General features: G+C 70.8%; 20 protein-coding genes. 10 read left to right on the top strand and 10 right to left on the bottom strand.

Annotated elements, in window-relative coordinates; genetic code table 11:
• Together SAVERM_RS16950 and SAVERM_RS16945 are read left to right on the top strand one after the other, a co-directional pair.
• Positions 1-654 (top strand): RES family NAD+ phosphorylase, encoded by a 654-nt coding sequence (locus tag SAVERM_RS16950; protein ID WP_010984704.1) that lies wholly within the window; start codon positions 1-3, stop codon positions 652-654.
• 58 nt (positions 655-712) lie between these two features.
• Complete coding sequence (locus SAVERM_RS16945; RefSeq protein ID WP_010984703.1) at positions 713-5,158, top strand: CHAT domain-containing protein; 4,446 nt, start codon at positions 713-715, stop codon at positions 5,156-5,158.
• Here SAVERM_RS16945 and SAVERM_RS16940 read toward each other — a convergent pair.
• Positions 5,139-7,169, bottom strand: coding sequence for a caspase family protein (locus tag SAVERM_RS16940; protein WP_010984702.1), 2,031 nt, complete (start codon positions 7,167-7,169; stop codon positions 5,139-5,141). The two genes, SAVERM_RS16945 and SAVERM_RS16940, sit on opposite strands and share 20 nt — an antisense overlap.
• A gap of 197 nt (positions 7,170-7,366) precedes the next feature.
• On the opposite strand from SAVERM_RS16940, the gene SAVERM_RS16935 reads away from it, so the two are divergent.
• From SAVERM_RS16935 to SAVERM_RS16915, 6 genes are all read left to right on the top strand, one after another.
• Positions 7,367-7,876: a hypothetical protein gene (locus tag SAVERM_RS16935; protein WP_202497432.1), complete on the top strand. Its 510-nt coding sequence runs from the start codon at positions 7,367-7,369 to the stop codon at positions 7,874-7,876.
• 72 nt (positions 7,877-7,948) lie between these two features.
• Positions 7,949-9,721, top strand: a complete 1,773-nt coding sequence (locus tag SAVERM_RS16930) for a hypothetical protein (protein ID WP_010984700.1) — start codon at positions 7,949-7,951, stop codon at positions 9,719-9,721.
• A gap of 127 nt (positions 9,722-9,848) precedes the next feature.
• Positions 9,849-10,079 carry a hypothetical protein gene (locus SAVERM_RS42375; protein ID WP_137865228.1) on the top strand — a complete coding sequence of 77 codons (231 nt, stop codon included), beginning with the start codon at positions 9,849-9,851 and terminating at the stop codon, positions 10,077-10,079.
• The gene (locus tag SAVERM_RS16925; protein ID WP_010984699.1) at positions 10,076-10,696 is read left to right on the top strand and encodes a hypothetical protein; all 621 of its coding nucleotides are present in this window, start codon (positions 10,076-10,078) and stop codon (positions 10,694-10,696) included. Before SAVERM_RS42375 ends, SAVERM_RS16925 begins: the two co-directional genes overlap by 4 nt.
• A 196-nt stretch (positions 10,697-10,892) precedes the next feature.
• Positions 10,893-12,458 (top strand): AAA family ATPase, encoded by a 1,566-nt coding sequence (locus SAVERM_RS16920; RefSeq protein ID WP_010984698.1) that lies wholly within the window; start codon positions 10,893-10,895, stop codon positions 12,456-12,458.
• Positions 12,459-12,584: 126 nt separating this feature from the next.
• Positions 12,585-13,190 carry a hypothetical protein gene (locus tag SAVERM_RS16915; protein ID WP_010984697.1) on the top strand — a complete coding sequence of 202 codons (606 nt, stop codon included), beginning with the start codon at positions 12,585-12,587 and terminating at the stop codon, positions 13,188-13,190.
• A 25-nt stretch (positions 13,191-13,215) separates the two neighbouring features.
• Here the strand turns inward: SAVERM_RS16915 and SAVERM_RS16910 are convergent, their stop codons facing one another.
• Positions 13,216-14,568, bottom strand: coding sequence for a M14 family metallopeptidase (locus SAVERM_RS16910; protein ID WP_010984696.1), 1,353 nt, complete (start codon positions 14,566-14,568; stop codon positions 13,216-13,218).
• Positions 14,569-14,841: 273 nt separating this feature from the next.
• On the opposite strand from SAVERM_RS16910, the gene SAVERM_RS16905 reads away from it, so the two are divergent.
• Positions 14,842-15,303: a hypothetical protein gene (locus SAVERM_RS16905; RefSeq protein WP_037644984.1), complete on the top strand. Its 462-nt coding sequence runs from the start codon at positions 14,842-14,844 to the stop codon at positions 15,301-15,303.
• A gap of 1 nt (position 15,304) precedes the next feature.
• Here SAVERM_RS16905 and SAVERM_RS16900 read toward each other — a convergent pair whose 3' ends face one another.
• Both SAVERM_RS16900 and SAVERM_RS16895 read right to left on the bottom strand, forming a co-directional pair.
• On the bottom strand, positions 15,305-15,499 hold the full coding sequence (locus tag SAVERM_RS16900; RefSeq protein WP_010984694.1) for a hypothetical protein: 195 nt from the start codon (positions 15,497-15,499) through the stop codon (positions 15,305-15,307).
• An 8-nt stretch (positions 15,500-15,507) separates the two neighbouring features.
• Positions 15,508-16,359: a helix-turn-helix domain-containing protein gene (locus tag SAVERM_RS16895; protein ID WP_010984693.1), complete on the bottom strand. Its 852-nt coding sequence runs from the start codon at positions 16,357-16,359 to the stop codon at positions 15,508-15,510.
• 241 nt (positions 16,360-16,600) lie between these two features.
• Between SAVERM_RS16895 and SAVERM_RS16890 the strand changes: the two genes are divergently transcribed.
• A complete protein-coding gene (locus tag SAVERM_RS16890) occupies positions 16,601-17,125 on the top strand; it encodes a hypothetical protein (RefSeq protein ID WP_010984692.1) in 525 nt (174 codons plus the stop codon).
• Here the strand turns inward: SAVERM_RS16890 and SAVERM_RS16885 are convergent.
• The 6 genes from SAVERM_RS16885 to SAVERM_RS16865 all read right to left on the bottom strand — a co-directional run bounded on the left by SAVERM_RS16885 (position 17,118) and on the right by SAVERM_RS16865 (position 22,171).
• On the bottom strand, positions 17,118-18,371 hold the full coding sequence (locus tag SAVERM_RS16885; protein ID WP_010984691.1) for a DUF1266 domain-containing protein: 1,254 nt from the start codon (positions 18,369-18,371) through the stop codon (positions 17,118-17,120). The two genes, SAVERM_RS16890 and SAVERM_RS16885, sit on opposite strands and share 8 nt — an antisense overlap.
• 67 nt (positions 18,372-18,438) lie before the next feature.
• On the bottom strand, positions 18,439-18,771 hold the full coding sequence (locus SAVERM_RS42370) for a hypothetical protein (RefSeq protein ID WP_137865229.1): 333 nt from the start codon (positions 18,769-18,771) through the stop codon (positions 18,439-18,441).
• Positions 18,772-18,824: 53 nt separating this feature from the next.
• Positions 18,825-19,163 carry a hypothetical protein gene (locus SAVERM_RS16880; protein ID WP_037644985.1) on the bottom strand — a complete coding sequence of 113 codons (339 nt, stop codon included), beginning with the start codon at positions 19,161-19,163 and terminating at the stop codon, positions 18,825-18,827.
• A 145-nt stretch (positions 19,164-19,308) separates the two neighbouring features.
• Positions 19,309-19,662 carry a hypothetical protein gene (locus SAVERM_RS16875; protein ID WP_010984689.1) on the bottom strand — a complete coding sequence of 118 codons (354 nt, stop codon included), beginning with the start codon at positions 19,660-19,662 and terminating at the stop codon, positions 19,309-19,311.
• 335 nt (positions 19,663-19,997) lie between these two features.
• Positions 19,998-20,279, bottom strand: coding sequence for a hypothetical protein (locus tag SAVERM_RS43070; RefSeq protein ID WP_137865231.1), 282 nt, complete (start codon positions 20,277-20,279; stop codon positions 19,998-20,000).
• Between the two features lie 152 nt (positions 20,280-20,431).
• The gene (locus SAVERM_RS16865; RefSeq protein ID WP_010984688.1) at positions 20,432-22,171 is read right to left on the bottom strand and encodes a chitinase; all 1,740 of its coding nucleotides are present in this window, start codon (positions 22,169-22,171) and stop codon (positions 20,432-20,434) included.
• Between the last annotated feature and the right edge of the window lie 117 nt (positions 22,172-22,288).

Below are 22,288 nucleotides of genomic sequence, written 5' to 3'. Positions count from 1 at the left end.
GTGCCGAACCACCGGCCGCCCGCCGCCCTGACCGGCACCCCCGGCAAGGCCACCCTCGCCCGGGGCACCCTGCTGCACCGGGTGCACTCGGTCCACCGGGACGCCGCCGCGTTCAACCCGCGCCCCACGCACTGCCTGTACGGCGGCGGCCGCTTCGACGGCACCTCCTGCCATCCGTACGGCTATCTCTACGCGGGCTCGACCCCGGCCGCCGCGGTCTGCGAGACGCTGCTGCGCTCCGTGCCGTTCGACCCGTCGGGCGGGCCCCGGCTGCTGCCGCGGGTGAGCGTCGAGCGGCGCGGGCTGAGCGCGCTGCGGCTCACCACCGACCTCGATGTCGTCTCGCTGATGACCGGGCAGGACCTGGCCGCCGTCCACCAGGACAGTTGGCTCGTGCAGACCGAGGCGGCCGACTACGCGTACACCCGCGACTGGGCCCACTGGATACGGGAGCACACCGATCCCTGGGCGCAGGGGTTCGTCTGGGCCAGCAAACGGGAGCCCGGCGACCGCGCGGTCGTTCTCTTCGGTGACCGCTGCCCGCCCGGCGCCCTGGCCGCCGTCGACGGCCACACGGTGGACTTCGGCACCGACGGGGGACGACGCTGGCTCAACTCCGTTCTCCAGCCGTACCACGCACAGCTCGCGCCCTGAGCATCCCGGACCGCGAGCCGCACGAGCCGCACGCGATCCCGTACGTGAGGAACACCTGATGCCGGCCCAGCCCGTCGATCCCGTCGACCCGCTCGATCCCGTCGACTCTCCCGATTCCGCCGACGCTCCCGATTCCACAGACCCCGCCGACCCCGCCGACTCCTCCGACCACCTCGACCTGCTCGATCCCCTCGACCTCCTTGCCGAGCGCGAGGAAGTGCTCGAAGAGCTGTCGGGGCTGCCGGCCGACGACCCCGAGGTGCCCCGGCTGTGCGCGTACGCCGGGGAACTCAGCATCCGCCTGCACATGCTGCGGCAGGAGCCGGAGGACCTGGAGCTGGCGGCCGAGGCCTTCGGGCACGCCTTCGCCCGGCCCGGCACCGATGCCGAGTGGCACTCCTGGCGCATCATGTACGGGCATGTGCGCGCCTGCCAGTTCGACGCCGAGCCGTCCCCCGAACTCCTGGACGAGTGCCTGGCGCTGGTCGCCGAGGGCCTGGCGGGCCTGCCTACGGGCGACGAGCTCGGCGGGGCCCACGAGCTCGGCGGGACCGGCGGGACCGGCGTGACCGGCGAGCCTGGTGTGACCGACGAGGCCGGCGAGCCCGACGAGAGTCACGACACCTACGAGGCCGTCCGTGGCTTAGGACTGCGTCTCCTCGCCGCCGGTACGAAGGTCCGCTGCCTCGACTGCCCCGAGGATGCCCCGGCCGAGGAGCGCACCCGGCTGTTCGAAGAGGCCCTGCGCCGCCACGAGGAGGCGTACGAGCACCTGGCGCCCGGTGACCCGGACGACGCCGCCGACCTGAACGAGGCGCTCGGTTACCTCCGCTTCGAGCGCGGTGTCCTGCTCGGCAGCGCGGAGGACGGCGCCGCGTCCGCCGCGCACTACCGCGCCGCACTGGACGCGCCCCGCCCCGCGAGCGACCTCCCGTTCGTGCGGCACAGCCTCGGCCTCGCCCTGCTGCTGCACGGGCTGGTCACCTCCGACCGGGACGTGCTCGAAGAGGCGCGGGACGCCTTCGGCACCGCGCTCCTCGACGCGGGACGGGCCGGCGGCGACCGTCCCGAGTGGGCCTGGGAGGCGGAGATCCGCAGCGCCTACATCCGTGCCGTGCTGTGGGCCAAGTGGCAGGACCAGGGCCACGGTGCCGCCGCCGAGGTCGAACTGGCCGCACTGCTCGCCGAACCGGACGCCCTGGACCGGCTCAGCCCCGTGTACCTGGACATCTTCGGACGGCTGCTCTACGAGCGGGCCGCACACCGCGACGACCCGCAGGGCCGGGACCGCGGCATCATGCTGTTGCGGCGCGCGGTGGCCGAGTGGCGGCCGGAGCACGACGGGAACGTCACCGCGGCCGCCCTGCTCCTCGCCACCTTCCAGCAGATCCGCCACCAGGACGACCCGGACCCGAGCCGCCTCCAGGACATCGTCCGGGGCGCGTCCCTCGCGATGGCGGACGAGGAACTCGACCCGGAGAGCGTGCAGCTGGCCAGGATGATGCTGGCCTGGGCGCGGCACGGCCTCGAAGAGATGGGACTCCACGCCGAGACCGAGGGGCTGCCCGAGCAGCCCGGCTTCGAGGAACTCCGCGACATGTTCACCGCGATGTTCGTCACCGAGGAGGATCGCAACCTGGTCGACCTCGGGGAGCGTTCCGACTTCCCCGGCATCTACCGGGACATGGGCGGCGACAGACGGCGTATGGCCATCCTGGACGAGGGCTTCGCGAGGCTGGACGCGCTGTCGCCGGACAACGAGTTCCGGCCCCGGCTCGCCGCCATGCTGCTGTCGCAGCTGGTGGTGCTGGACCCGAACAACACCGACGTCGGCGCCGACCGCAAACAGCGGCTCCTCGACATCGTGCTCGAGCACGGCCGGGTCGACCCGGACTGGGACCGGCACGCCCAGGCGGTGGTCGGCGCGGCCCGGCTGCGGGACGAGATGGCGGGGTCCGGCGCGCGGATGGACGAGGTGCTGGCCCACTTCGACCGGGCGGCGGCGACGGGGGCCGGTGACACCGCGATCCCCGAGGTCGCCTTCGCCAGACTCCTCGCGCGTACCCACCGGGGACAGACCGTCGGCGCCGCCGACGACCTCGAAGCCGCCGCCGAGGCCTGGCGGCAGCTGCGCGACATGCCCCACATCTCCGACTACATGCGGCGCATGATGGACGCGCAACTGGCCGGCATGGACGCGCAGAACGCCGCACAGCGCGGCGATCTGGCCGCCGTGGACCGCCACATCGCGACCGTCCTCGAAGCGCACGCCTCCCTGGACCCCGAGGACACCTCACGCATCCAGCTGTGGACGTCCCTGGAGAACGCCCTCATGAACCGCGACGAGCTGGCCCGGTCTCTCGGCGCCCCGCTCGCGCCCCCGCCCCCCGGCCGCCCCACGGTGGACACACTGCGCCGCGAGGCGGCCCGGTTGCCCCGCAGCCACCGCGCCTGGGTCCTCGGCGACAACGGCATCTCCCGCTTCGGCCGCGCCATGCGGAACCGGGACGCGGACGCGCTCGCCGACGCCGTCACCCTGCTCCGGGAGGCCCACGACCTCGCCGAGGAGGACAGCGACAGCCGGCTGCGCTACGGCCACTGCCTGGCCTCCGCGCACTGCGTCCTGTCCGAGATGCTGCCGACGCCGCATCTGCGCCGCAGCCACCTCGCCAAGGGAATCGCCCTCTTCGAGAAGGCCTTCGAGCAGGTCAAGGGGCCCGAGCACCGGCTGTACGCGCCGGTCGGGCTGTCGCTCGGCCGCGCCTACCGCACCCGTGACGACCTCGGCCGCGGCGACCGCGCCGAAGGCCGGCGCATCGGTCTGGAGGCGCTGCGCGGCCACGCCTGGGCGGCGCTGCTCCAGTCCGGCACCGCGCACGCCGCGCAGGCCGCGGCCCAGGCCACCTCGACGGCGCTGGAAGTCGCCGGGTGGTGTCTGCGCGACAACGTTCCCGAGGAGGCCGTCCAGGCGCTCGACGCCTGCCGCGGGCTCGTCCTGCACGCGGCCACCACCTCGACGACCGTGCCCGAACGCCTTGTCGCGGCCGGCCACATCGACCTCGCCGAGCAGTGGCGGGCCGCGGGCGCCGGGGACCCGCTCTCCGCCGCCGGGGGCGGGCCTACGCTCCCCAGCGAGCTGCGCCGCCGGGTGCTCGCCGCGCTCACCGCCGGGGACGTCTCACAGGAACGGCTCCTCGACCCGCCCACCCCACGGGAGATCGCCGACGCCCTGCGCGCCCTGCGCAAGGACGCGCTGGTCTACCTCGTGCCCGCCTCGGAGGACGGCGGCGGCACGGCGGTCGTCGTCACCAACGGCGGCGACGTGCACGCCGTCCCCCTGCCCAACCTCACGGAGGTCGCCGCACCGCTCAAGGAGTACGCGCCGGCGGGGACGTACGCGCGCGACGCGGGGCCACGACCCGGCGGCGAGACGGCCGCGCCCGGCGGACGTGACGGCGGACGTGAGGGTGGACGCGACGGCGGACCGGAGCGTGACCTCGGGCCCGTGCCCGGGTTCGCGACCGGGGAGTACGGGTCCCAGGGCGCCCGAGTCGACACCCCGACGCTGCGCAAGCAGCTGGAACGGCTGTGCGGCTGGGCCTGGTACGCCGCGATGCGGCCGCTGTTCGCCGAGTTTCCCGAGCCGCGGGCCGGCCGCGTCCCCCGGCTCGTCCTCGTGCCCATGGGCGCCCTCGGACTCGTACCGTGGCACGCGGCATGGGAGCAGGGCGACGACGGGCGCCGCCGCTACGCGCTCCAGGCGGCCGAGATCTCGTACGCCGCCTCCGCCCGGCTGCTGTGCGAGGTGGCCGCCCGCCCCGCGGTCGCCCACAGCGGGGCGGCCCTCGTGGTGGGCAACCCCACGGGCGACCTGCACTACGCGGGCGAGGAGGCCGACGCCGTGCAGCGGGCGTTCTACCCCCGCGGCCAGTTCCTGGGGCGGCGCGGCAGCGGTCCCGCCGACGGCGCGGGCAGCCCGCAAGAGGTGCTGTCCTGGCTGCGCAAGGGCGGCGAGGACGAGGGCGGAGTACTGCATCTCGCCTGCCACGCCGTGGTCGCCGAGAACGCCCCGCGCAGCGCGTATCTCGCCCTGCACCAAGGGGAGTTGTCGGCCGAGGAACTCACCGAGGCGGTCAGTGACGGCAGCCGCGGACACCTCGGGCTGGTGCTGCTCGCCGCCTGCCGCAGCCATGTCTCGGGCCGCGGCCACAACGAGGCCTACACCCTGGCGACCGCCTTCCTGGTGTCCGGCGCCCGCTCCGTGATCGGCTCCCTGTGGCCGGTGCCGGACGACGCGACCTCGGTGCTGATGTACCTGACGCACCACTATCTGCGCACGGGCGGTGAACCGCCCGCCAAGGCGCTGCGCCGGGCCCAGCTGTGGATGCTGGACCCGGACCGCGACCGGTCGGCCGAACTGCCCGCCGAACTCGCCGACCGCGTCCGGCACATCGACCCCGACGACCTCAGCGCCTGGGCCGGGTTCACCCACCTGGGCCAGTGAACGCCCCCGGCCCGGGCAGCGCCGCCCCGCCGGGTACGACCGTCCGCAGCGGCACCGTCACCGTCGTCCAGCGGCCGGCCGCCGCACCGTAGGCGGGCCCGAGGTCACGGCTGCCGTCCGCCGCGTGGCCGGGGCCGGTGAACCGCAGGACACCGTCGCCCGGCACGCGGTCCCGGGCCACGACGGCGTACGGATCCCAGGCGGGCAGCTGGAACGGCACCGTGTTCAGCTCGCGCTCGGCCACGATCAGCTTCAGCCAGTCCCGGGCGGCGGCACCGGGGACGACCGCACGGTTCGGCGGCAGCGACAGCTGTACGGGATCGCCGTCGAGCGCGTACCCGGTGTGGCCGGGGCCGATGAAGTGCCCGCGGTAGAGCGCCGAGTCGGCGGCGTAGCTGTCGGTCAGGTCGAGCAGCAGGCACCACAGCTTCCGGTCGGGGGAGCGGTTGTGCAGCCGGATCGAGAGCCACGGCGCCTTTGGCCCGGCGGCTCCCGGCGGGTAGGAGACGGTGATCTGCCCGGAGCCGTCCGGGGTCAGCGCCTGGCCGGGGGCCGCGTGCCACGGCACGATCTCCATCCGGACGAGCCCGTCCAGGAGGGAGGGGCGGGGCGTCAGATCACGCAGCTGGTGCCAGCGCGTCAGATGGACCAGACAGTCCGCGATCCGGCGGGCGTGCGCCGCCGGGTCCGTCAGCGGCAGCGGGTCGACGAACGGCGTACCGTCCCGGCCCAGTACGTGCGCGAGACCCGCCCGCACCTCGACCCGGAAGTGCAGGTCCGCGGCCTCCTGCGGGCTGCCGACGAGCCGCAGCAGCGGCGAGGGCCCGCCGCCCGGCCCGGCCGACGCGATCGCCCGCTCCAACGCCCGTACCTCCTCCGACCGCGCAGGGCCGAGCAGAGCCACGCCGGCCGCGGGCAGCGCGAGCGCCGAGAGCGTCACGGGATACACCTGCTCCCGGGCCGGCATCCACTCCACGGGGTCGACGAGCGTACGTTCCGTGCGCACGTCCCGCGCCCGCACCACGGGCCCGACCAGCTCCCCGTCCACCACCGTGAACTCGGTGCCCTCCGCTCCCGCGCCGTCCCGCAGACCGTGGCCGCTGCCGCAGTCCACCTCCCAGCCGTCCGCGCCGAACCGCAGCAGATGCGGGCTCGGTCTGCGCGCCGCGCCGCCCAGGAACGGCTGGTCCGCGGGGCCGCCCGGCGTCACCGGGTACAGCACCGGCTGCTGACGGCCCCCGGAGCGGCGCAGCCGGGCGTCGGCCGCGGCCAGCAGCTCGCGGTAGCCGAGGCCGGGCCCCGCCTCGCGCACCGCGCCGAGCAGTGCGTACGTGAACGCCCCCATCCGCCGGCCGCCGAAGTGGCCCTCGAAGGACTGCTGGTCGAGACGGCTGGCGGCGAGCAGCACATGACGGGTCGGCGCGGGCGTACCGGAGCCGGCCGCCGCGACGACCCCTCGGGCCCGCTCGTCCGCCCCGAAATCCCAGCCCTCGCCCCCGTCTCCGCCCCCGCCCTCGCCCTCGCCCCAGTCCCAGTCCGGGGACGGCGGCGCGAAACGTGGGGTCAGTACACCCGCGCGGGTGCCGCCGCCCGCGTAGCAGCAGTCCAGAACCGCCACGACATGCGCACCGCCCTCGGCGACCCGCTCCAGCAGCGCGCCGAGCCGTTTGTCGAGGAGCGGCCCGTCCACGCACACCAGCGCCTGGTTCTGCCCCGTCGCCTCGATCAGCAGATCCGCGCCCGTGGCCCGCTGCTGGGTGCCGTGCCCGGAGAACCACAGCAGCGCCGTGTCCCCCGGCCCCGCCGCGCCCAACTGCCGTACGACCGCGTCCTCGACGGCCGCGACCGTCGCCTCGCCGTCGCGCAGGAAGAGCAGGTCCGCCCTCTCGCCGACGAGCTCCGTCACGAGCCGGGCGGCCTCCTCGACGTCGGTGACGGCGCCCCTGAGCGGGGTCGCCGTCTGCGACGGATAGTCGTCGATCCCCACCAGGAGCGCATGAATGGTCCCCATGGCGGAGAGTCTGCCAGGAGGGACCGGCGGGATTGGTGCGTCACCTGGGCGTGAACCGGGCGGATTCCGGGCTTAGTCGGGTTGCGGGGGTAGCAAATGTCAAACATGCTCGCACCATTGATGAAGCGTCACTAACCTTCATGGCTTGAACACGGCCGATGCCGACCGGCTCGCCGCCCATGACTCTCGGGGGACACATGGGACCCATTGAGCACCCACGACGCATTGTGCCCGGCGGCACACCCGCCGCGCCCGGAACGCAGGCGGGGACCGGCCGTCGCCTGATCGCCGCGGCGAACGAGACCCGGCAGCGGACCGCGAGCACGCCCGGCGCGCGGACGATCCGCCGCGAGCTGTACCAGCCCCGCTCCCGCCGGCTGCTCGACGCCGTGGCGCAGCTCGACGCCGGACTGGACGAGGCCGCCTGCCGGCAGCTGGCCGACCGGATCCGCGACGAGTACACGACCACGTACGACGACGTGCCGCTCGGCTTCGTCGCCCGGTGCTATCTGGGACCGCCGTACGTGGACCACCAGTTGAACCTCTTCCAGGTGATCGTCAAGCACTTCGCTCCGTCCCAGCGGATGCCCGACCCGTTCGACGGGGCCCGGATGCTGGCCCGCTCCGGCGCCTACGCCTACATCGAGGTCTACGCCGGCGGACTGATCCTCCCCGTCCTCGAGGACGGCACGGTCGTACGTCCCTGAACACGGCCGTACGTCCCAGCAATCCGTCCCAGCAGACAAGACAGCAGCAGTCGCACGTGAACGGAGACACCCATGTCCGAGGTGGACCACGTACTGCGCCGCCAGGTGCAGGAGGTCAGCAACCTCGTGTTCCGGCTCAGCGAACAGGTCGGCTCGGTGTCCGGCCAGGTCTCGGCGGTCGAGGCCGAGCAGCAGCAGGCCCGGACCGAACTCCAGCAGTTGCGCGCCGACTTCCTCGCCTTCGTCAAACAGGCCGAGTTCACCGCCAACGTGCAGCGCGCCGAGACCCGCATCGGCGTCATCCAGGACCAGGTCGACCACGAGTTCGGCCACCACAAGACGGTCCGGCGCACCGCGGTGGGCATGCTCCAGGCCTTCGACGTGGGTCTGGTGTCCGAGGACAACGTGCGGATGGTCAGCGACCAGCTGATGATCCAGACCCCCCGCTACTGGCTGGCCCCCGCGCTGGTGGCGCTCGCGTCCTGGTCCGCCGACGACCCGCAGCTGTGCGAGCGCGCCGTCGAGGAGGCCTTCCGGCGCTCACCGGACCGCACCGCCCTCTTCTTCGCGCTGGTGCTGCGCCGCCAGGACCGCAAGGAGTCGGCCGTGCGCTGGCTGCGGCACTATCTGCTGGCCCAGGACCCGACCGCGCTCGGCCGGGAGTTCGCGGTCATCCTGGAGTCCATCGCGCAGGGCGCCTTCGGGCTCGTCGGCCGTGATCTGCTCGACCGCACGCTGGCCGGCTGGCGCGCGCAGCTGATGGACAGCGCGGAGACGCAGGCGAAGCAGGTCCAGCGGTGGCGCGACGAGATCGACACGCTGCGCGCGCCGTCCGCCCAGGCCGAGTTCCCGCGTCTCTCCCAGGTCTCCCCGCAGTGGCCGCAGCTGGACGCGGCGCTCGGCGCGGCCCGCGGCCACCAGGCGCTGCTGAACAAGTACCGGGCCCTCCTGAACCGGGAGTTCGAGCCGTCGGAGCGGATCGAGGACGCCGTCGACGACATCCTCGACCGGCTCGTCAAGGAGTACGACAACGAGGAGCTGCCCCTCCGTCGCGACCTCGCCTTCAACCAGGCGGTCGTGGAACACGACGGTGACGTCCTCGCGGCCCGCGGCGCCGCCGACGCGGACGCCGCCTCGTACGAACAGACCCTCGACTACCTGACCGTGCAGACCACCGCCGCGCTCAACCCGCAGGCGATCGGCACCTCGCCCGCCACCCAGCGGCTGGCCGTCGTCGCCTGCCAGGAGTGGTTCCAGCACGCGCAGGCCGGCGCCACGCGCGACTACCGGCTCGCCGTCCCGCAGGACGTCCAGGCCCACTTCGACACCACGCACTCGGTGGGCGCGCAGACCTTCCGGCTGCCGCCCTGGACGGGCTCGTTCACCCAGCCGCTGGCCGCCCTCGAACAGTCGCTGGGCGCGCACTGGGACCGGCACATGCAGCCGTTCATCGACGCGCTCGCGTATCCGACGCTGAAGAAGGCGGCGCCGCTGATCGCGGTGGTGGCCGGCATCCTGCTGATCTTCGGCCAGGTCAGCATCGGTTTCGCGTTCACGGCGGCGGCGATCACCGCGGCCGTCTGGGGCCTGATCCTCCTCAACCGCAAGCAGTCCGCCGACCGTCTCCAGGATCAGGCCCGGCAGGCGCTGGACCGGGCCAAGACCGACTCGCTGCACCAACTGCGCGGCTCGGCCGCCGAGCTGACCGACTGGAACGAGCGGTTCCGGGCGGCGGACCTGGTCGACGCGGAGTGCCGCGCGCTGATCACGTCGCTGTCCACCGCGGACGGCGGAGCCTCCCCGTTCGAGGGCCGCACGGTGCGCAGGGAGGAGCCGACCGCATGAGGACGAACCTGTGCAGGCAGGCGCCGTACAGGGCGCCGTGCGAGGCGCTGCGCAAGGCGCCGTACAAGTCGCTTTGCATGGCGCCGTACGTCATGAGTGTGACCGTGTGCGAGGAGGACCCGACAGCATGAGCACGTCCCACCGTCCCACCCCGCCGCCACCCCGTCGCCCGCCGGGCGAATCGCCCTGGGGCGCGGCCACCGGGCAGCGGTCCGAGTCGCCCTGGGGATCCACCTCCCGCAGTCCGGGCGGCGAGCGGGTCACCAGCAGGCTGCGCCGCGTGGTGGAGGGGCTGCCCGACTGGGAGCCCCTGCCACCCGGCGAGACCGTCGTACGCCGCCCGGGCAGCGCCCCATGAGCGGCCTGTGGGGCGACGGCGGCCCCTACGCGGCCTGGGTCGGCTTCCTGCGCCGCTGGGCGGCCCTGGAACCCGTCGACCCCGGCACGCTGCCGGCCATCGTCCCGGAGGACTTCCAGGGCGACACGCTGGCCCGCCTGACCCAGCACCTCACGGACGCGCTGGACGCCCGGCTGAACGACTGGGCCGAGCGGCTTCTGCGGGCCATGGCGCACAGCACGGACGAGTTCTCGGTCGGCCGCGAGCTGGCCCAGGCCAGGGCCGGACTGAACACCGTCCGCGCGCTGGCCGGCCACCCCGGGCTGCCGCCGAAGGTGCGCGAGGAGCTGACCGGGCTCGTCGACCGGCAGATCCCGGAGCTCCAGGCGCAGTTGGAGCGCAACCTGGACGCCGAGGCCCGCCGGGGCGCCGACCCCCGGCTGCTGGAGCGGCGCCGCCGCACCCTGCGTGAGAACGCCCTCACGAGCGTGCTCACCGCGCCCCCGCCACCGCTCGCGCCCCCGTCCGCGCCCCCGTCCGCGGGAAGGCGGTCGCCGGTTTCCGGACCGGCGGCGGGCGGCGACGCCTGGGCGTACGACCCGGCGGCGCGGCCACGGCGCCGGATCGTGCCCGACTGAACCGCCGCACAGAAGCCCCGCCCGTCCCGGTACAGCGGAAGCCCGCCACCGGTCCCGGTACAGCGGAGCCCGCCACCCGTCCCGGTACAGCCGAAGCCCTCCATCCGTCCCGTACAGCAGTTCCCGCCCGCGCCGCGCACATGAGGCCCCGGCCCCGTCCGCAGCACCGACCTCGCTTCGAAGGCCCGTATCGCGCATGTCGAACTACACCGAGAGCCTCCAGTACCTCGACAGCTACATCTCCGCCCGGGTCCCGGTCATCGGGATGCGCACCATCGAGCAGCAGCGCGCCCTGCGGCTGCTGCGCGAGGCCGCCACCCAGCCGCGCCGCAGCAGCATGCCGTTCTGGATCTACACCCGGGCCACCGGCCTGCGTGACCTGCGCACCAACGCGCCCGTGCAGGACGACCGTTCGCTGACCGGCGCGATGGACTTCGCGGCGGCCCAGTTCACCAGCAGGGCGAACGCCACGGTCGTCTTCGTCGACCCCGACGACCTGGGCGGAGACACCCCGATCACCCGGCACATCGCCGAGCTGGCCCGGCTCGCCGACAGCAACATGGGCAGCATCGTCCTCATCACGGACACCCCCATCTGGAGCGGGTTGCAGCGGCTCGGCATGAGCCTGCACCTCGACCTGCCGGACGCCGACGAGATGTACGGCATCCTCAGCGGCTTCCTCGGCGACCACCACGGGCACATCCCCATCGAGTGGGACGAGGCCGACGGCCGGCGGGCCGCCGAGTTCCTGCTCGGTGTCACCGAGGCCGAGTGCATCAACCTGATGGCGACCATCGCGGCCAAGGGCTCCATCCAGAAGGCGGACGTCCTCGGGCTCGCCCAGGCCAAGGACCGCATCTTCAGCGACCTCACCGGTCTGGAACGGGTGCAGCTCAAGGAGGCCGACTACACGGTCGGCGGTCTGAGCAGCCTGCGCGAATGGCTCCAGCGCAAGCACTGGCAGCTGCACGAGGACCTGCGCGACAGCGCGCTGCGCCCACCGCGCGGGGTGCTTCTGGTGGGCGTGCCGGGCTGTGGCAAGTCCCTGTCGGCGAAGGCGATCGCCCACGAGTGGCAACTTCCGCTGTACCGGCTCGACATGGGTGCCATCCACGGCAAGTACCTCGGCGAGTCCGAGGGCCGTTTCCGGGAGGCGCTCGCGATGGCGGACCGGGTGGCGCCGTGCGTCCTGTGGATCGACGAGATCGAGAAGGGGCTCGCGGGCCGGGACGACGGCTCCGGGGTACCGCAGCGGATCATCGGGCAGTTCCTGTTCTGGCTCCAGGAGTCCCAGTCGCGCGCCTTCGTCGTGGCCACCGCCAACGACATCCGCAGCCTGCCGCCCGAGCTGCTGCGCAAGGGCCGCTTCGACGAGCTGTTCTTCGTGGACCTGCCGGACGCGCAGGACCGCAAGGAGATCATCGAGCTGTACTACCAGCGCTATCTTCAGGGCGAGCCCGACCGGGACCAGGTGGACCAGCTCGTCGACCTGTCCGAGGGGTTCGCCGGCTCGGACATCGAGTCGGCACTGCACGACGTGGGCCTGGAGGCGCGCCGCATCGGCGGGGCCGACGGTCTGAAGGCGTCGTTCCTGCGGGACACCTTCGCCAACACGGTCCCGATGAGCCGGGTCAACCCCGAGCAGATCGAGGAGATCAGGGCCTGGGGCCGCGAACGCGCGCTGCCCGCCGGGCGTTCCACGGTCAGCGCGGCACCGGGCGGGGCGAAGCCCTCGCGCCGGATCGTGTTCATGGACGACTGACGGGCGGCTGACGGGCCGACTGGGGGTGTCCGACGGGCGACTGACGGGCGGCCGGCACCGCTGGTGGCACACGGGGCTTGCGGGGCGGCTGTTGCCGACACAGGTTCTTCGACCATACTTCCCGCTGTGGAGCAGCGCATAGGTTCGAACAGCCAGCCCCTGGACGTCGCCGCGGTCGATCCGGCGTTCATTCCCGGGCTCACGCCGACCGTGTCCGCGGAGCCGAAGAGCACGGCCGAGCCCGAGGGCGCGGCCGAGCCGGAGAAGGCGGCCGAGGCCGCGGACGAGGCTTCCCCGGAGGACAAGACCTCCGAGGAAGCCCCCGCCGGGAAGGCGGCGCAGAAGCCGTCCCTCGGCAAGGCCTCCGGCAAGGTCTCCGACGAGGCCGACGACGAGCCCGCCGACGAGGCCGAGGAGGAACCCGCAGAGGAAGCCGACGACGAGGCCGACACCGAGGGCCCCGCCTTCGAGGCCTCCGACCGGCGAGCGAGCATCGTCGCCGACGGCAGAGGCGTACGACTGCGCCTGGACGACCAGGAGGCGGAGTTCCGCTGGGACGAGATCGGCGCGGTGGAGACCGAGTCGCCGCGCTTCGGCAAGCGGTTCACGATCACGGTCCACACCCCGGACCGCCGCTGGTACCCGATCGAGATCGAGGCGTCGTCCCGCTCTCGCTTCAAGGAGTGGGAGACGAAGCTCGACGAGGTGCTGGACGCCTACTTCCAGGAGTAGGCGCCCAGCGCGACGTGATCTGCCGTCAGGTGCAGTACTGCGCTTCCTTGCCGATCGACCGGTACATGCAGTCCGCGTTCTCCAGCAACTGCAGCACCGCGTCCCGGTTGCGTGACGTCTCCCGCTCGATGACCTCGTCGGGCGGGTAGAAGCCGCCGCCGGAGCTGGACGACGGGTACATCTCGAAGGTGTAGTCGAAGATCTTCTGGCTGCCCCAGAGGTAGTCGTCGATCGAACCGTCGGTGATGTACAGGTCGCTGGACTGCTCCGGCGTGTACCCGTTGCTGGCGGCCATCTTCTGGCCGACGGCCTTGAACGCGGCGGCGTCGTCCGCCGTCATGCCGGTCGCGGTGTCCGAGTAGGTGTAGCCGAAGGGCCACAGCACCAGCTCGCTGTAGGTGTGGAAGTCGATCCCGGCCTTGATCTGCTGCTTCCCGCCGACGACCCGGCTGCGTACGAAGTCGGAGACCACCTTCACCTCGGGCGCCGACTCGGCCGACGTGCCGCGGTAGGTCTCCGAGGACGTCGACCCCGACGAGCCGCCGCAGCAGCCCCACTTGTAGTTCCAGTTGCGGTTCAGGTCCGTACCGACGTACGAGGAACCGGAGTTGGGCTGACGGTTCTTGCGCCATGACCGATAGGACCCGGTCGCGATGTCGTACTCGCCGCCGTCCGGGTTGAGGTCCGGGACGATCCAGATCTCACGGTTGTTCACCATGTTGGTGACGCGGGAGTCGCTGCCGTATCCGGCCCCGAGCTCACGCAGCAGATACAGCGCCATCTCCACCGTCAGGTGCTCGCGGGCGTGCTGGTGGAAGGTGAGGATGACCTCGGGCTCGTTCTCGTCGGTCGCCACGTTGTCGCTGACCTTGATGGCGACGATGTTCCGGCCCTGGTACGACGTGCCGATCACACGCTTGCTCATGATGCCCGGGTAGGCCGCGAGCCGCTGGTCGATCTCGGTGTTCGTCTCGGCGTAGTTGTGGTACTTCGAGTCGGCCGACGGGAAGTCGAACAGCCGTACGTCGGAGCCGCTCGAACGATCCGGTGCCGAGCCCAGCGGCGAGAGGTCGTAACCGAGCCCGCGCAGCTTCTTGATCTGGGCCGCGCGGCCGGAGACGACGACGGTCTCCTCGTCGGCCTCGTCCACGGTCACGCCGGTCTGCTGGATGGCGGTGCGGGTCACGGGGGTGGTGCTCTGGTGGATCTCGTACTGCCGGACGTCATCGGCCGAGGGGTCGCTCGCCCTCGCACCGGTCGCGGTGGCGTCGGTGACGGCGCCGCCGACCGGCGCCGCGAGGGCGAGGGCCAGCAGGGTGGCGAGGGCGGCGGTGCGTCTGCCGCTTCGTGGGCCCCTGCCGCGGATACGAAGTCGCATGAAGTCTCCTTGGTGTGGAGGTGGGGGGTGGCGCTTTCAGTGCGACGTACGTGGTGCGGGTGTGGCGCTCATGGTGCGTGCGTGGCATGAGCAGGTCAAGTACCGACATAGAGCCGTTGGCGCAAACCGATCGAAAACCAGCCGTGTGGCGTAGGCGAAGGCCGACTGCGGGGCGGCGGGGGAGAGCGGGGGTGTGCGCCCGGGATGCGGGCGCACGGCATACTGACAGCGGCACATGGTCGGTGTCGACCGAGGCGAACAGGGGAGAAGAGAATGAACCAGCCCCCGTACGGCACCCCGCCCCCACCACCCGTACCGCCCACGGCACCTCCGGGCTACGGCCCGCCCGTACCGCACCCGGGCTACAGCCAGCCCGTACCGCCCCCGGCGCCCACGGGCTTCGGCCCGCCCCCACCTTCGTACGCGCCGTACCCCGCGCCCGCCGCCGCCCCGGAGTTCCTCGCCGTCGACCGCCACAACTCCGTGGTCGTGGACGAGACGGGGGTCACCTTCGAATGCAACGGCGTGACCGCGGAGTTCCCCTGGCCGGAAATCCGCAGCGTCCACCACCAGCCGAGCGGCAACGGCAAGTCACTGATGATGGCCGTGATCCACGCCGACGGCATGCTGTACGAGTGCGTGGTCGACGCGAAGCGCCGCGAACGCCTGCACGAGTGGCTCAACCAAGTGGCGTTGGTGATCGGGCACTACCGCTACTACCGCCCCGGCGGCTGACTCAGAGCAGGTGGTCGGCTTTGCCGGCCTTGATGTCGCGGATGAGGGTACGGAGTGCTTCGCGACTGTCGCTGAGGTAGGAGTCCTCGGCGCCGGCTACGGCTATGTAGGCGTTGCCCTCGTTGTCGGTGCCGAGGCGGAAGCAGTTGTTGCCTTCGCCGCAGAAGGGTTCTTCCCAAGCGATGCGGTCGTTCACGGCGTCTCCTACAGGTCGCGGGCGATCTTGCGGATGAGGTCGCGTGATGCCGCGGACGTCATCGCCGCGCCGTCCATCCAGTTCAGATGGGAACGGTACTTCGTGAGCTGGGCATCGGCGTGGGTGAACTCCGGTCCATGAGCCGAGTCCAGTTGCACGGTGTCGAGTTGGGGAACTGCTCCGTCCGCGTAGAGCAACGCATGCCCTGCGCCGGGGAACCCGCCCGTGGACGTGGGGATCACGCGGACCTCGATGTTCTCCCGCTCGGACTGGGAGCACAGATGCTTCAGCTGCTGCTGGGTGGCTTCCGTGCCGCCGTACGGCATGCGCAGAACGGCTTCGTGGACGTAGGCGATGTACGGGAGCGGGCTCGGTCGCTCCAGGACTTGCTGGCGCTCCATGCGATGTGCGACGCGCAGCTCGACCTCTAGTCGGGTCAACGGCGGCAGGACAGCGGTGAACACGCCTCGGGCGTAGTCCTCGGTCTGGAGCAGGCCGGGTGCATGCATGACTTGAGCGGTCCGGACGCGGGTGGCATGCCATTCGAGCTCGGCGATGTCCAAGAGCCCTGAGGGCAGGATTCCTCGATGGCGCTCCCACCAGCCGCGCTCCTTCGTCGACGTCATGGCGACCAGGGCTTCGATGTAACCGTCGTCCGTGCAGCTGTAGTTGCAGGCCAGTGTGCGGACGCGGTCCGGCGAGAACGGGCGGATACCCGACTCCATGTTGGACAGCCGTGTCCTGTCGATGCCCAGGAGCCCCGCGGCGTACTCCGTGGGCGCACCCGCGGCCAGCCTCATCTTTCGTAGCTCGGCGCCGAGCCGCTTCTGCCGTTCCGTCGGAGTGGATCTGGTTGGCATGGCGACAGTCTGCCCTCCCGGCGCGACCAGGTCCACGCACGAAGGGGGTAATTATCTCCAGAGCGATGGACACAGTGACTCCCGTGTCTCTACATTCCGTAACAGGTCAGCTACCCCCGGCAGTTGGAAGCGCATCGCGCGAGCCTGCCCGCAACCTCCTGCCCTGGGAGGGGCGGGCCCGCGCCAGGGAGACAAGCCACCGCTGCCGTCACCGTCCGCACCCGTAGGGAGCCCCACCTTGATGCCCGAGACCCGTTCAGCGGCCCGCTGCCCGCTGGCGACCGCATACCCGGCGGACCCCACCCCACCCCGTCCCGAAACCCTGGCCTACAGCCTCACGCTCCCGGCCGCGCTCTCCAGCCCGGCCGTGGCACGAGCGGCGACCCGCGCGTTCCTGGAGGCGCACGCCCTGCCGGACATCATGGACGCGGCGCTCCAGGCGGTCGGCGAACTCACCGCAACCGCAGCCCAGTTCACACAGGCGCCGGATTACTACCTGTCCCTCCGCTACCGAGCCGCCACCCTCCGAGTGATCGTCTACGACAGCCACCCCCGCCACACACAACCCCGCCTGGCCGCGGCCTGCGACACCCGCCGCAGGGCAGCCCTCCGCGTACTGGCCTGCGTATGCCGGGCCTGCGAAGGCGACTGGGGCTTCGGCGAGTCCCGGGAGCCGGGCGGCGGCACGCGGATGTGGGCGACCCTGCCGAGGGCGAGCGCGGCGGCGTACGGCTCCGCCGCCGTGCCCAGCGCCACCGCTACTTGAACGGAATGTTGAGCCAGGGGCTACCGGGCTCGGACATCAGGATCCGATGGGCGGAGACCATGTCCTGGTACCAGTCCCCGAACTCCTCCTCGTCGAAGTGGAGACAGCGCCCGAGGATGTAGGCGGCGGAGAAGTCCTGCCAGGAGCGGTAGGAGAGAGCGGCGCTGCGTCCGGCCTGGACGACCGCGGCCTCGGCCTCCTGCAACGTCCCGAACCGGGCGCCGAGCCCCCACCGGGCCATCTTCGAGGCTCGCCCGAGGTCCCAGGCCTCGACCGACGTCACATACCGGCCCTCGTCCAGCACCCCATCGGCGCGCATGCGTGCCTCGTACCGCGTGATGCGCCCGATGAGCCGCTGCACACCTTCGATCTTCGCTTCGGTCTCCGACTCGGGACGTGGCTCGCTCTTCGTGACGCCGTCGGCGCTGAGTACGGTCGAGCCGCCGGCTTCGGCGCGCAGTACGTTGGCGACGGCCTGCCGCCAGTACCCGATGTCGACATGCCCGCCGAAATCTCGGGCGATGGTGCGGCGCAGTCCGAGGGCGAACTCCCAGACGGAGCTGGAGGCATCGCAGGCCAGAAGGCTGCGCAGGTAGTACTGCCACTCCTCCCGGCTGGTGATGCCCCACCACTCACGCAGCCGCCGGCGCTCGCTGCCGTAGCCGGTGCCGTGCCAGGCCATGGCGTTCCAGAGCGAGCCGTTGTTGACGCAGAGGAGGGCGCCGCAGGCGAGACCGTGGGCGACGGGGCCGTGGAGCGGACCGCCGGCGTGGAGGGAGCGCAACTGCATGGCGATGGACGGTTCGCCCACGTGCTCGGCGACCCGGGACCACTCCGTGGAATGTGCGGGCCCCAAGGGCAGGGCGACCTCGCAAGGGCTGTCGGGATTGACCAGCAGCGTCGGCGGATCGGTGGGCTGCCAGGCGCGTGCGAACCAGCGCAGGGACCTGCGGGCGAACACCAGGTCGGGCTGCGGAGCGGGCAACATGCCCATGGTGAACACCTTCCACCATCGGGCGCCGGTCCGGAGGTTGCGATGGAAGCGGGGAAAGATGCCGTCGGGATCGGCATCGGTCTCGTCGCGCCCCACCTCGAAATAGAGCACGGTCCGAGCGAGCGCGTCGTGGAACGCCGCCCAGTCCCCCCGCGCCCGGGCCTCGAACAAAGCCTTCTCGACAGCCGTCGGTGGCGTCCAGCCAGGCGGAAACGGAGCCTGAGAGACGTCGGGTGGCGGCCCGAATGACATGTCTGTTCCCCCTGGTTATCAGTTCAGACGCAAAGAGTGTGGTCGGTGACGGCGAGGTGCGGTGAATTCATGCTGCGCCTTGCGCGTTACGTGCAGCCTTGTGCGGTCTCTCAATGGACGTGATGGTGAGGTTACGAGTCAGCAGTGCCACGCCTCTCCCAGACAAATGGATCATCGCGCTGTGGGGAGGGCTAAGGAAATCTGCACGTTGCCCGTAGCGCTCAATCCAGTCCAAAACGACTTGAGTCTCGCCCGTGGGTACACCGGCTGAGGCGCCGACGTCGAACAACTGGCCCGTTCGCACCTCGCCGCCCACGCAGCGAACGATACAAGTGGCCACCTGGGAGTCCTGCTCCTCAATGGAATAGAGTTGAATTTTTCCTGCGCTGGTCTCATTCACGTTTATAGGCAACCGCGACGAAGTGGTATAAGGTCTGGCCGACTCGCGTTTGATCAGCTCTTTCCTCCTCCCTCTTCCAGGGTGATCAAAATCTGCATGAGATCCTCTTCGGCGGAAGCGCAAAATTCCTGATCATGTTCCGTGATGGACACCACGGCCTCATTGAAGAACTCCCCACCTTGGCCTGCCTGATCGACGAGCCGGGCGGGAGCAATCATCCAGTTGCGTGCGGCCTTGAATCTCCACTCTAGATTCGTAGGGGTGTCCTGAACGAGGGACTCGAATTTCGTCTTCAGGAAATCTGACGGCTCCTCGAAGCGCCATGACGCAAAGGATACCTGTCGATAACCGTAAATCGGGTGGCGCTCCATGGGTGAGCGCATCCACACCACGTTTCCAAATCCTTCCAAGGCGCGCCTGAGTCTCTCGCGTCGGCCCCGACTGCTTCTCGAATTTCTTGAATCAGTCAACGTAGCGGGAGGGTCGAAAGTGTTGGGTGGCGGCCCGAATGACATGTCTGCGCCTCTTGAGATTTCCTCAGACGAGAAGAATACGGTCGGTTATGACAAGGCGGGGGGAAATCTGAATATTGATCTCCCCGCTGCATTCGCCCAGACTGAAGTCGAGGGTAATGGAGGTATTGTTGGCGGTGGCTGTTACGGACATTTTTATGGCACCTTCACGGAACAGGTCGAGGATCTTTTCTCCAGCAGGATTGATCCAACGCACCCGCACGGATTGGCTCAAGGAGTCGTAGGAGAGGAGCACGTCCCCGTCCTCGCCGCCTGACAGCTTAAGGAGACGAGCGCTGCCGTCCTCGTCGGTCTCCGGCCACTCCCCCAGTGTGTCGAGGATTTCATGGTCGTCTGGCACGGTGAATTCGCGGTGCATCTTTCCGATTCTTGTCGTTTTCGTTCCCGTTCAAAGGTGCCGGCCACGTGCACCGCAGCCGCTTGTCCGCTATGCGCTCACTGCCTGTACGTCCCCACGCGACAGCTTAGACAGGGCTCGCGTGACGTCATCCCAAGAACCAAGAGGCAATTCGCGGGCCGGAACTGAGGATTCCTCGACGTTCTCCCACCGCAGTACCTTGTCGGGACGGACGCTGAGGGACCATCCTGACTCGTGAACCAAGGAGACGTCGGAATGCTCGTCATCTGATCCCAGCAGGCCTGACAAGATGCTCCGAATCGTCGCTTCGTCGATGGATTCCCCCATGACGTTGTTCATGAAGTAGGACACAACTTCACCTCCCCGCCGGAGCCGGCGATGAGCGGGGCGCCGTCCTCGGAGAGGGGGAGGAGGACGGCCGTACGTCGGAACTCGCCCAGCAGGGCGGCCGCTTCGCGGCGTCGGCGGGCGGGGTCGTCCGCGTCCGTACGCTCGGGCGGCGGCTCCGGCACGGGTCCCGCGGGCGTCGTTTCCGGGACCGTCGTGTCGGCGTACTCCGCGATTCTGGACCGGCGTACGCCTCCCGCCGCCCCGCCCACTCCTCCGTGATCAACCATGCGCGGAATCATCACACCGGCACGCGGCTCAGCGCACGGCGGCACCCCCGCGACCGGCAGATCCCGGCCGACGGGAGCCCCGGAAACCCAGGACCCCCGTCGCGTTCCCGGCCGAGCACTGCCAGTTCCACCTACCGAGGAACCGCAGAGCGCTACGGCAGCGCGTGCACGTGCGCCCCCACCCCGTTCGACCACGCGTTCCCCGCCGACGCGTCCCAGTTCGTCGACCAGGTCATCGCGCCGCGCAGGTCCGGGTACGTCTTCGAGGGCTTGAAGGAGCCGCAGTTCGTGGCCTTGGTCAGGCAGTCCAGGGCGTTGTTCACCACCGTCGGGGAGACATAGCCGCTGCCGGCGCCGCTCGTCGAGGCCGGCAGGCCGAGGCCCACCTGGGACGGGGCGAGGCCGCCTTCGAGCTGGATGCAGGCGAGGGCCGTGAGGAAGTCGACCGAGCCCTGCGAGTACACCTTGCCGTCGCAGCCGAGCATCGAACCGCTGTTGTAGTACTGCATGTTGACGACGGTGAGGATGTCCTTGATGTTCAGAGCCGTCTGGAAGTACCCGTTCGACGTGGACTGCATGTCGATCGTCTGCGGCGCCATCGTGATGACCAGGGACGAGCCCGCCTTGGCGGAGAGGGACCGCAGCGCCTGCGACATGTACGTCGCGTTGAGGCCGTTCTCCAGGTCGATGTCGACGCCGTCGAAGCCGTACGTCTGCATCAGGGAGTACACCGAGTTCGCGAAGTTCGCCGCCGAGGCCGAGTCGTTCACCGACACCGTGCCGTTCTGGCCGCCGATGGAGATGATGACCTTCTTGCCGGCCGTCTGCTTCGCCTTGATGTCCGCCTTGAACTGGTCGACCGTGTAGCCGCCGAGGCCCGCCGAGTCGAGGCTGAAGCTCACGGCGCCCGGCGTCGACGTCGCGTCCGCGAAGGCCACCGCGATGATGTCGTACTGCGACTGGACGTCCGAGATCTTCTGGACCTGCGCCCCGTTGTTGAAGTTCTGCCAGTAGCCCGTCACCGCGTGCTTCGGCACGGAACCCCCGCCCCCGCCCGAGGAGGCGCTCGTCGTGCCCGTCACCGCCGCCGACTTCGCCGACTCACCCGCCGCGTTCGTCGCCGTGACCTGGAAGGAGTACGACGTCGAGGCGGCGAGGGAGGACACCGTCGCCGACGTGCCCGTCACCGACTGGACCTTCGTACCGGCCCGGTACACGTTGTAGCCCGTCGCTCCGGAGACGCTGTTCCAGGACAGGGAGACGGAGGAGGACGTGGTGGACGACACGGCGAGGCCCGCCGGGGCCGCGGGGACCGTGGGCGCGGGGTCCGAACCGCCGCCGCCGTCGGGGCCGAAGACGGACAGGTCGTCGGCGTAGTACGCCGCCTGCCCGTACCAGCCGTGCGTGTAGACCGTCACTGACGTCGTCGCGGCGCCGGTCGTGAAGGTGGTGGTCAGCTGCTTCCAGGACGTCGAGTCCGGTGTCCACGTCGACACGTCCGTCGTACCCGTGCCGCTCGCGCCCAGGTAGGCGTACCCGCCCTGCACCCAGGCGCTCAGCGTGTACGTCGAGTTGGGCTTGACCGCGACCGTCTGGGTGCACTTCGCGTTGTCCTGGCCGGCCGGCGTCGCCTTCAGCGCGGCCGAACCGCCGTGCACCGGCGAGGAGACGGTCGTACCGCTGCTCGCGGAACACGTCCAGTTGCCGAGGCCCGACTCGTAGCCGCCGTTCTTCGCGTTGTTGACGTCCGCGGCCGAGGCCGGACCGGCACCGGTGAGGGAGAGGACGGACGCACCCAGTACGGCGGCGAGGAGCCCCGCCCATGTGCGGGTGCGCCTCGGGGTGCGTAGGGGGGTGCGTCTGCGTGGGGGTGTGCCTGGTGCGCGGTCCACTGGGGCCTCCGGTGAGGGAAAAGGGGGGAGAGGGGAGGGGGAGCGTTGCGGAACGGTGGCCACCGTTGGACCTACAAACTGGTCCAGACCAATCTGGTTGTCAAGACCTCTGGAGAT

The organism is Streptomyces avermitilis MA-4680 = NBRC 14893, from assembly GCF_000009765.2.
Classification (GTDB): domain Bacteria; phylum Actinomycetota; class Actinomycetes; order Streptomycetales; family Streptomycetaceae; genus Streptomyces; species Streptomyces avermitilis.
The sequence above is the reverse complement of the archived record's forward strand: the minus strand, read 5'-3'. Positions and strand labels throughout refer to the sequence as shown.

Excerpts from the sequence above, each read along its gene's own strand:
- SAVERM_RS16875 (WP_010984689.1), bottom strand. The coding sequence starts at position 19,662 with ATGCACCGCGAATTCACCGTGCCAGACGACCATGAAATCCTCGACACA.
- SAVERM_RS16895 (WP_010984693.1), bottom strand. The coding sequence starts at position 16,359 with ATGCCAACCAGATCCACTCCGACGGAACGGCAGAAGCGGCTCGGCGCC.
- SAVERM_RS16925 (WP_010984699.1), top strand. The coding sequence starts at position 10,076 with ATGAGCGGCCTGTGGGGCGACGGCGGCCCCTACGCGGCCTGGGTCGGC.
- SAVERM_RS16905 (WP_037644984.1), top strand. The coding sequence starts at position 14,842 with ATGAACCAGCCCCCGTACGGCACCCCGCCCCCACCACCCGTACCGCCC.
- SAVERM_RS42375 (WP_137865228.1), top strand. The coding sequence starts at position 9,849 with ATGAGCACGTCCCACCGTCCCACCCCGCCGCCACCCCGTCGCCCGCCG.
- SAVERM_RS16930 (WP_010984700.1), top strand. The coding sequence starts at position 7,949 with ATGTCCGAGGTGGACCACGTACTGCGCCGCCAGGTGCAGGAGGTCAGC.
- SAVERM_RS16910 (WP_010984696.1), bottom strand. The coding sequence starts at position 14,568 with ATGCGACTTCGTATCCGCGGCAGGGGCCCACGAAGCGGCAGACGCACC.
- SAVERM_RS16940 (WP_010984702.1), bottom strand. The coding sequence starts at position 7,169 with ATGGGGACCATTCATGCGCTCCTGGTGGGGATCGACGACTATCCGTCG.
- SAVERM_RS16945 (WP_010984703.1), top strand. The coding sequence starts at position 713 with ATGCCGGCCCAGCCCGTCGATCCCGTCGACCCGCTCGATCCCGTCGAC.
- SAVERM_RS16885 (WP_010984691.1), bottom strand. The coding sequence starts at position 18,371 with ATGTCATTCGGGCCGCCACCCGACGTCTCTCAGGCTCCGTTTCCGCCT.
- SAVERM_RS43070 (WP_137865231.1), bottom strand. The coding sequence starts at position 20,279 with ATGGTTGATCACGGAGGAGTGGGCGGGGCGGCGGGAGGCGTACGCCGG.
- SAVERM_RS16890 (WP_010984692.1), top strand. The coding sequence starts at position 16,601 with ATGCCCGAGACCCGTTCAGCGGCCCGCTGCCCGCTGGCGACCGCATAC.
- SAVERM_RS16935 (WP_202497432.1), top strand. The coding sequence starts at position 7,367 with ATGGGACCCATTGAGCACCCACGACGCATTGTGCCCGGCGGCACACCC.
- SAVERM_RS16920 (WP_010984698.1), top strand. The coding sequence starts at position 10,893 with ATGTCGAACTACACCGAGAGCCTCCAGTACCTCGACAGCTACATCTCC.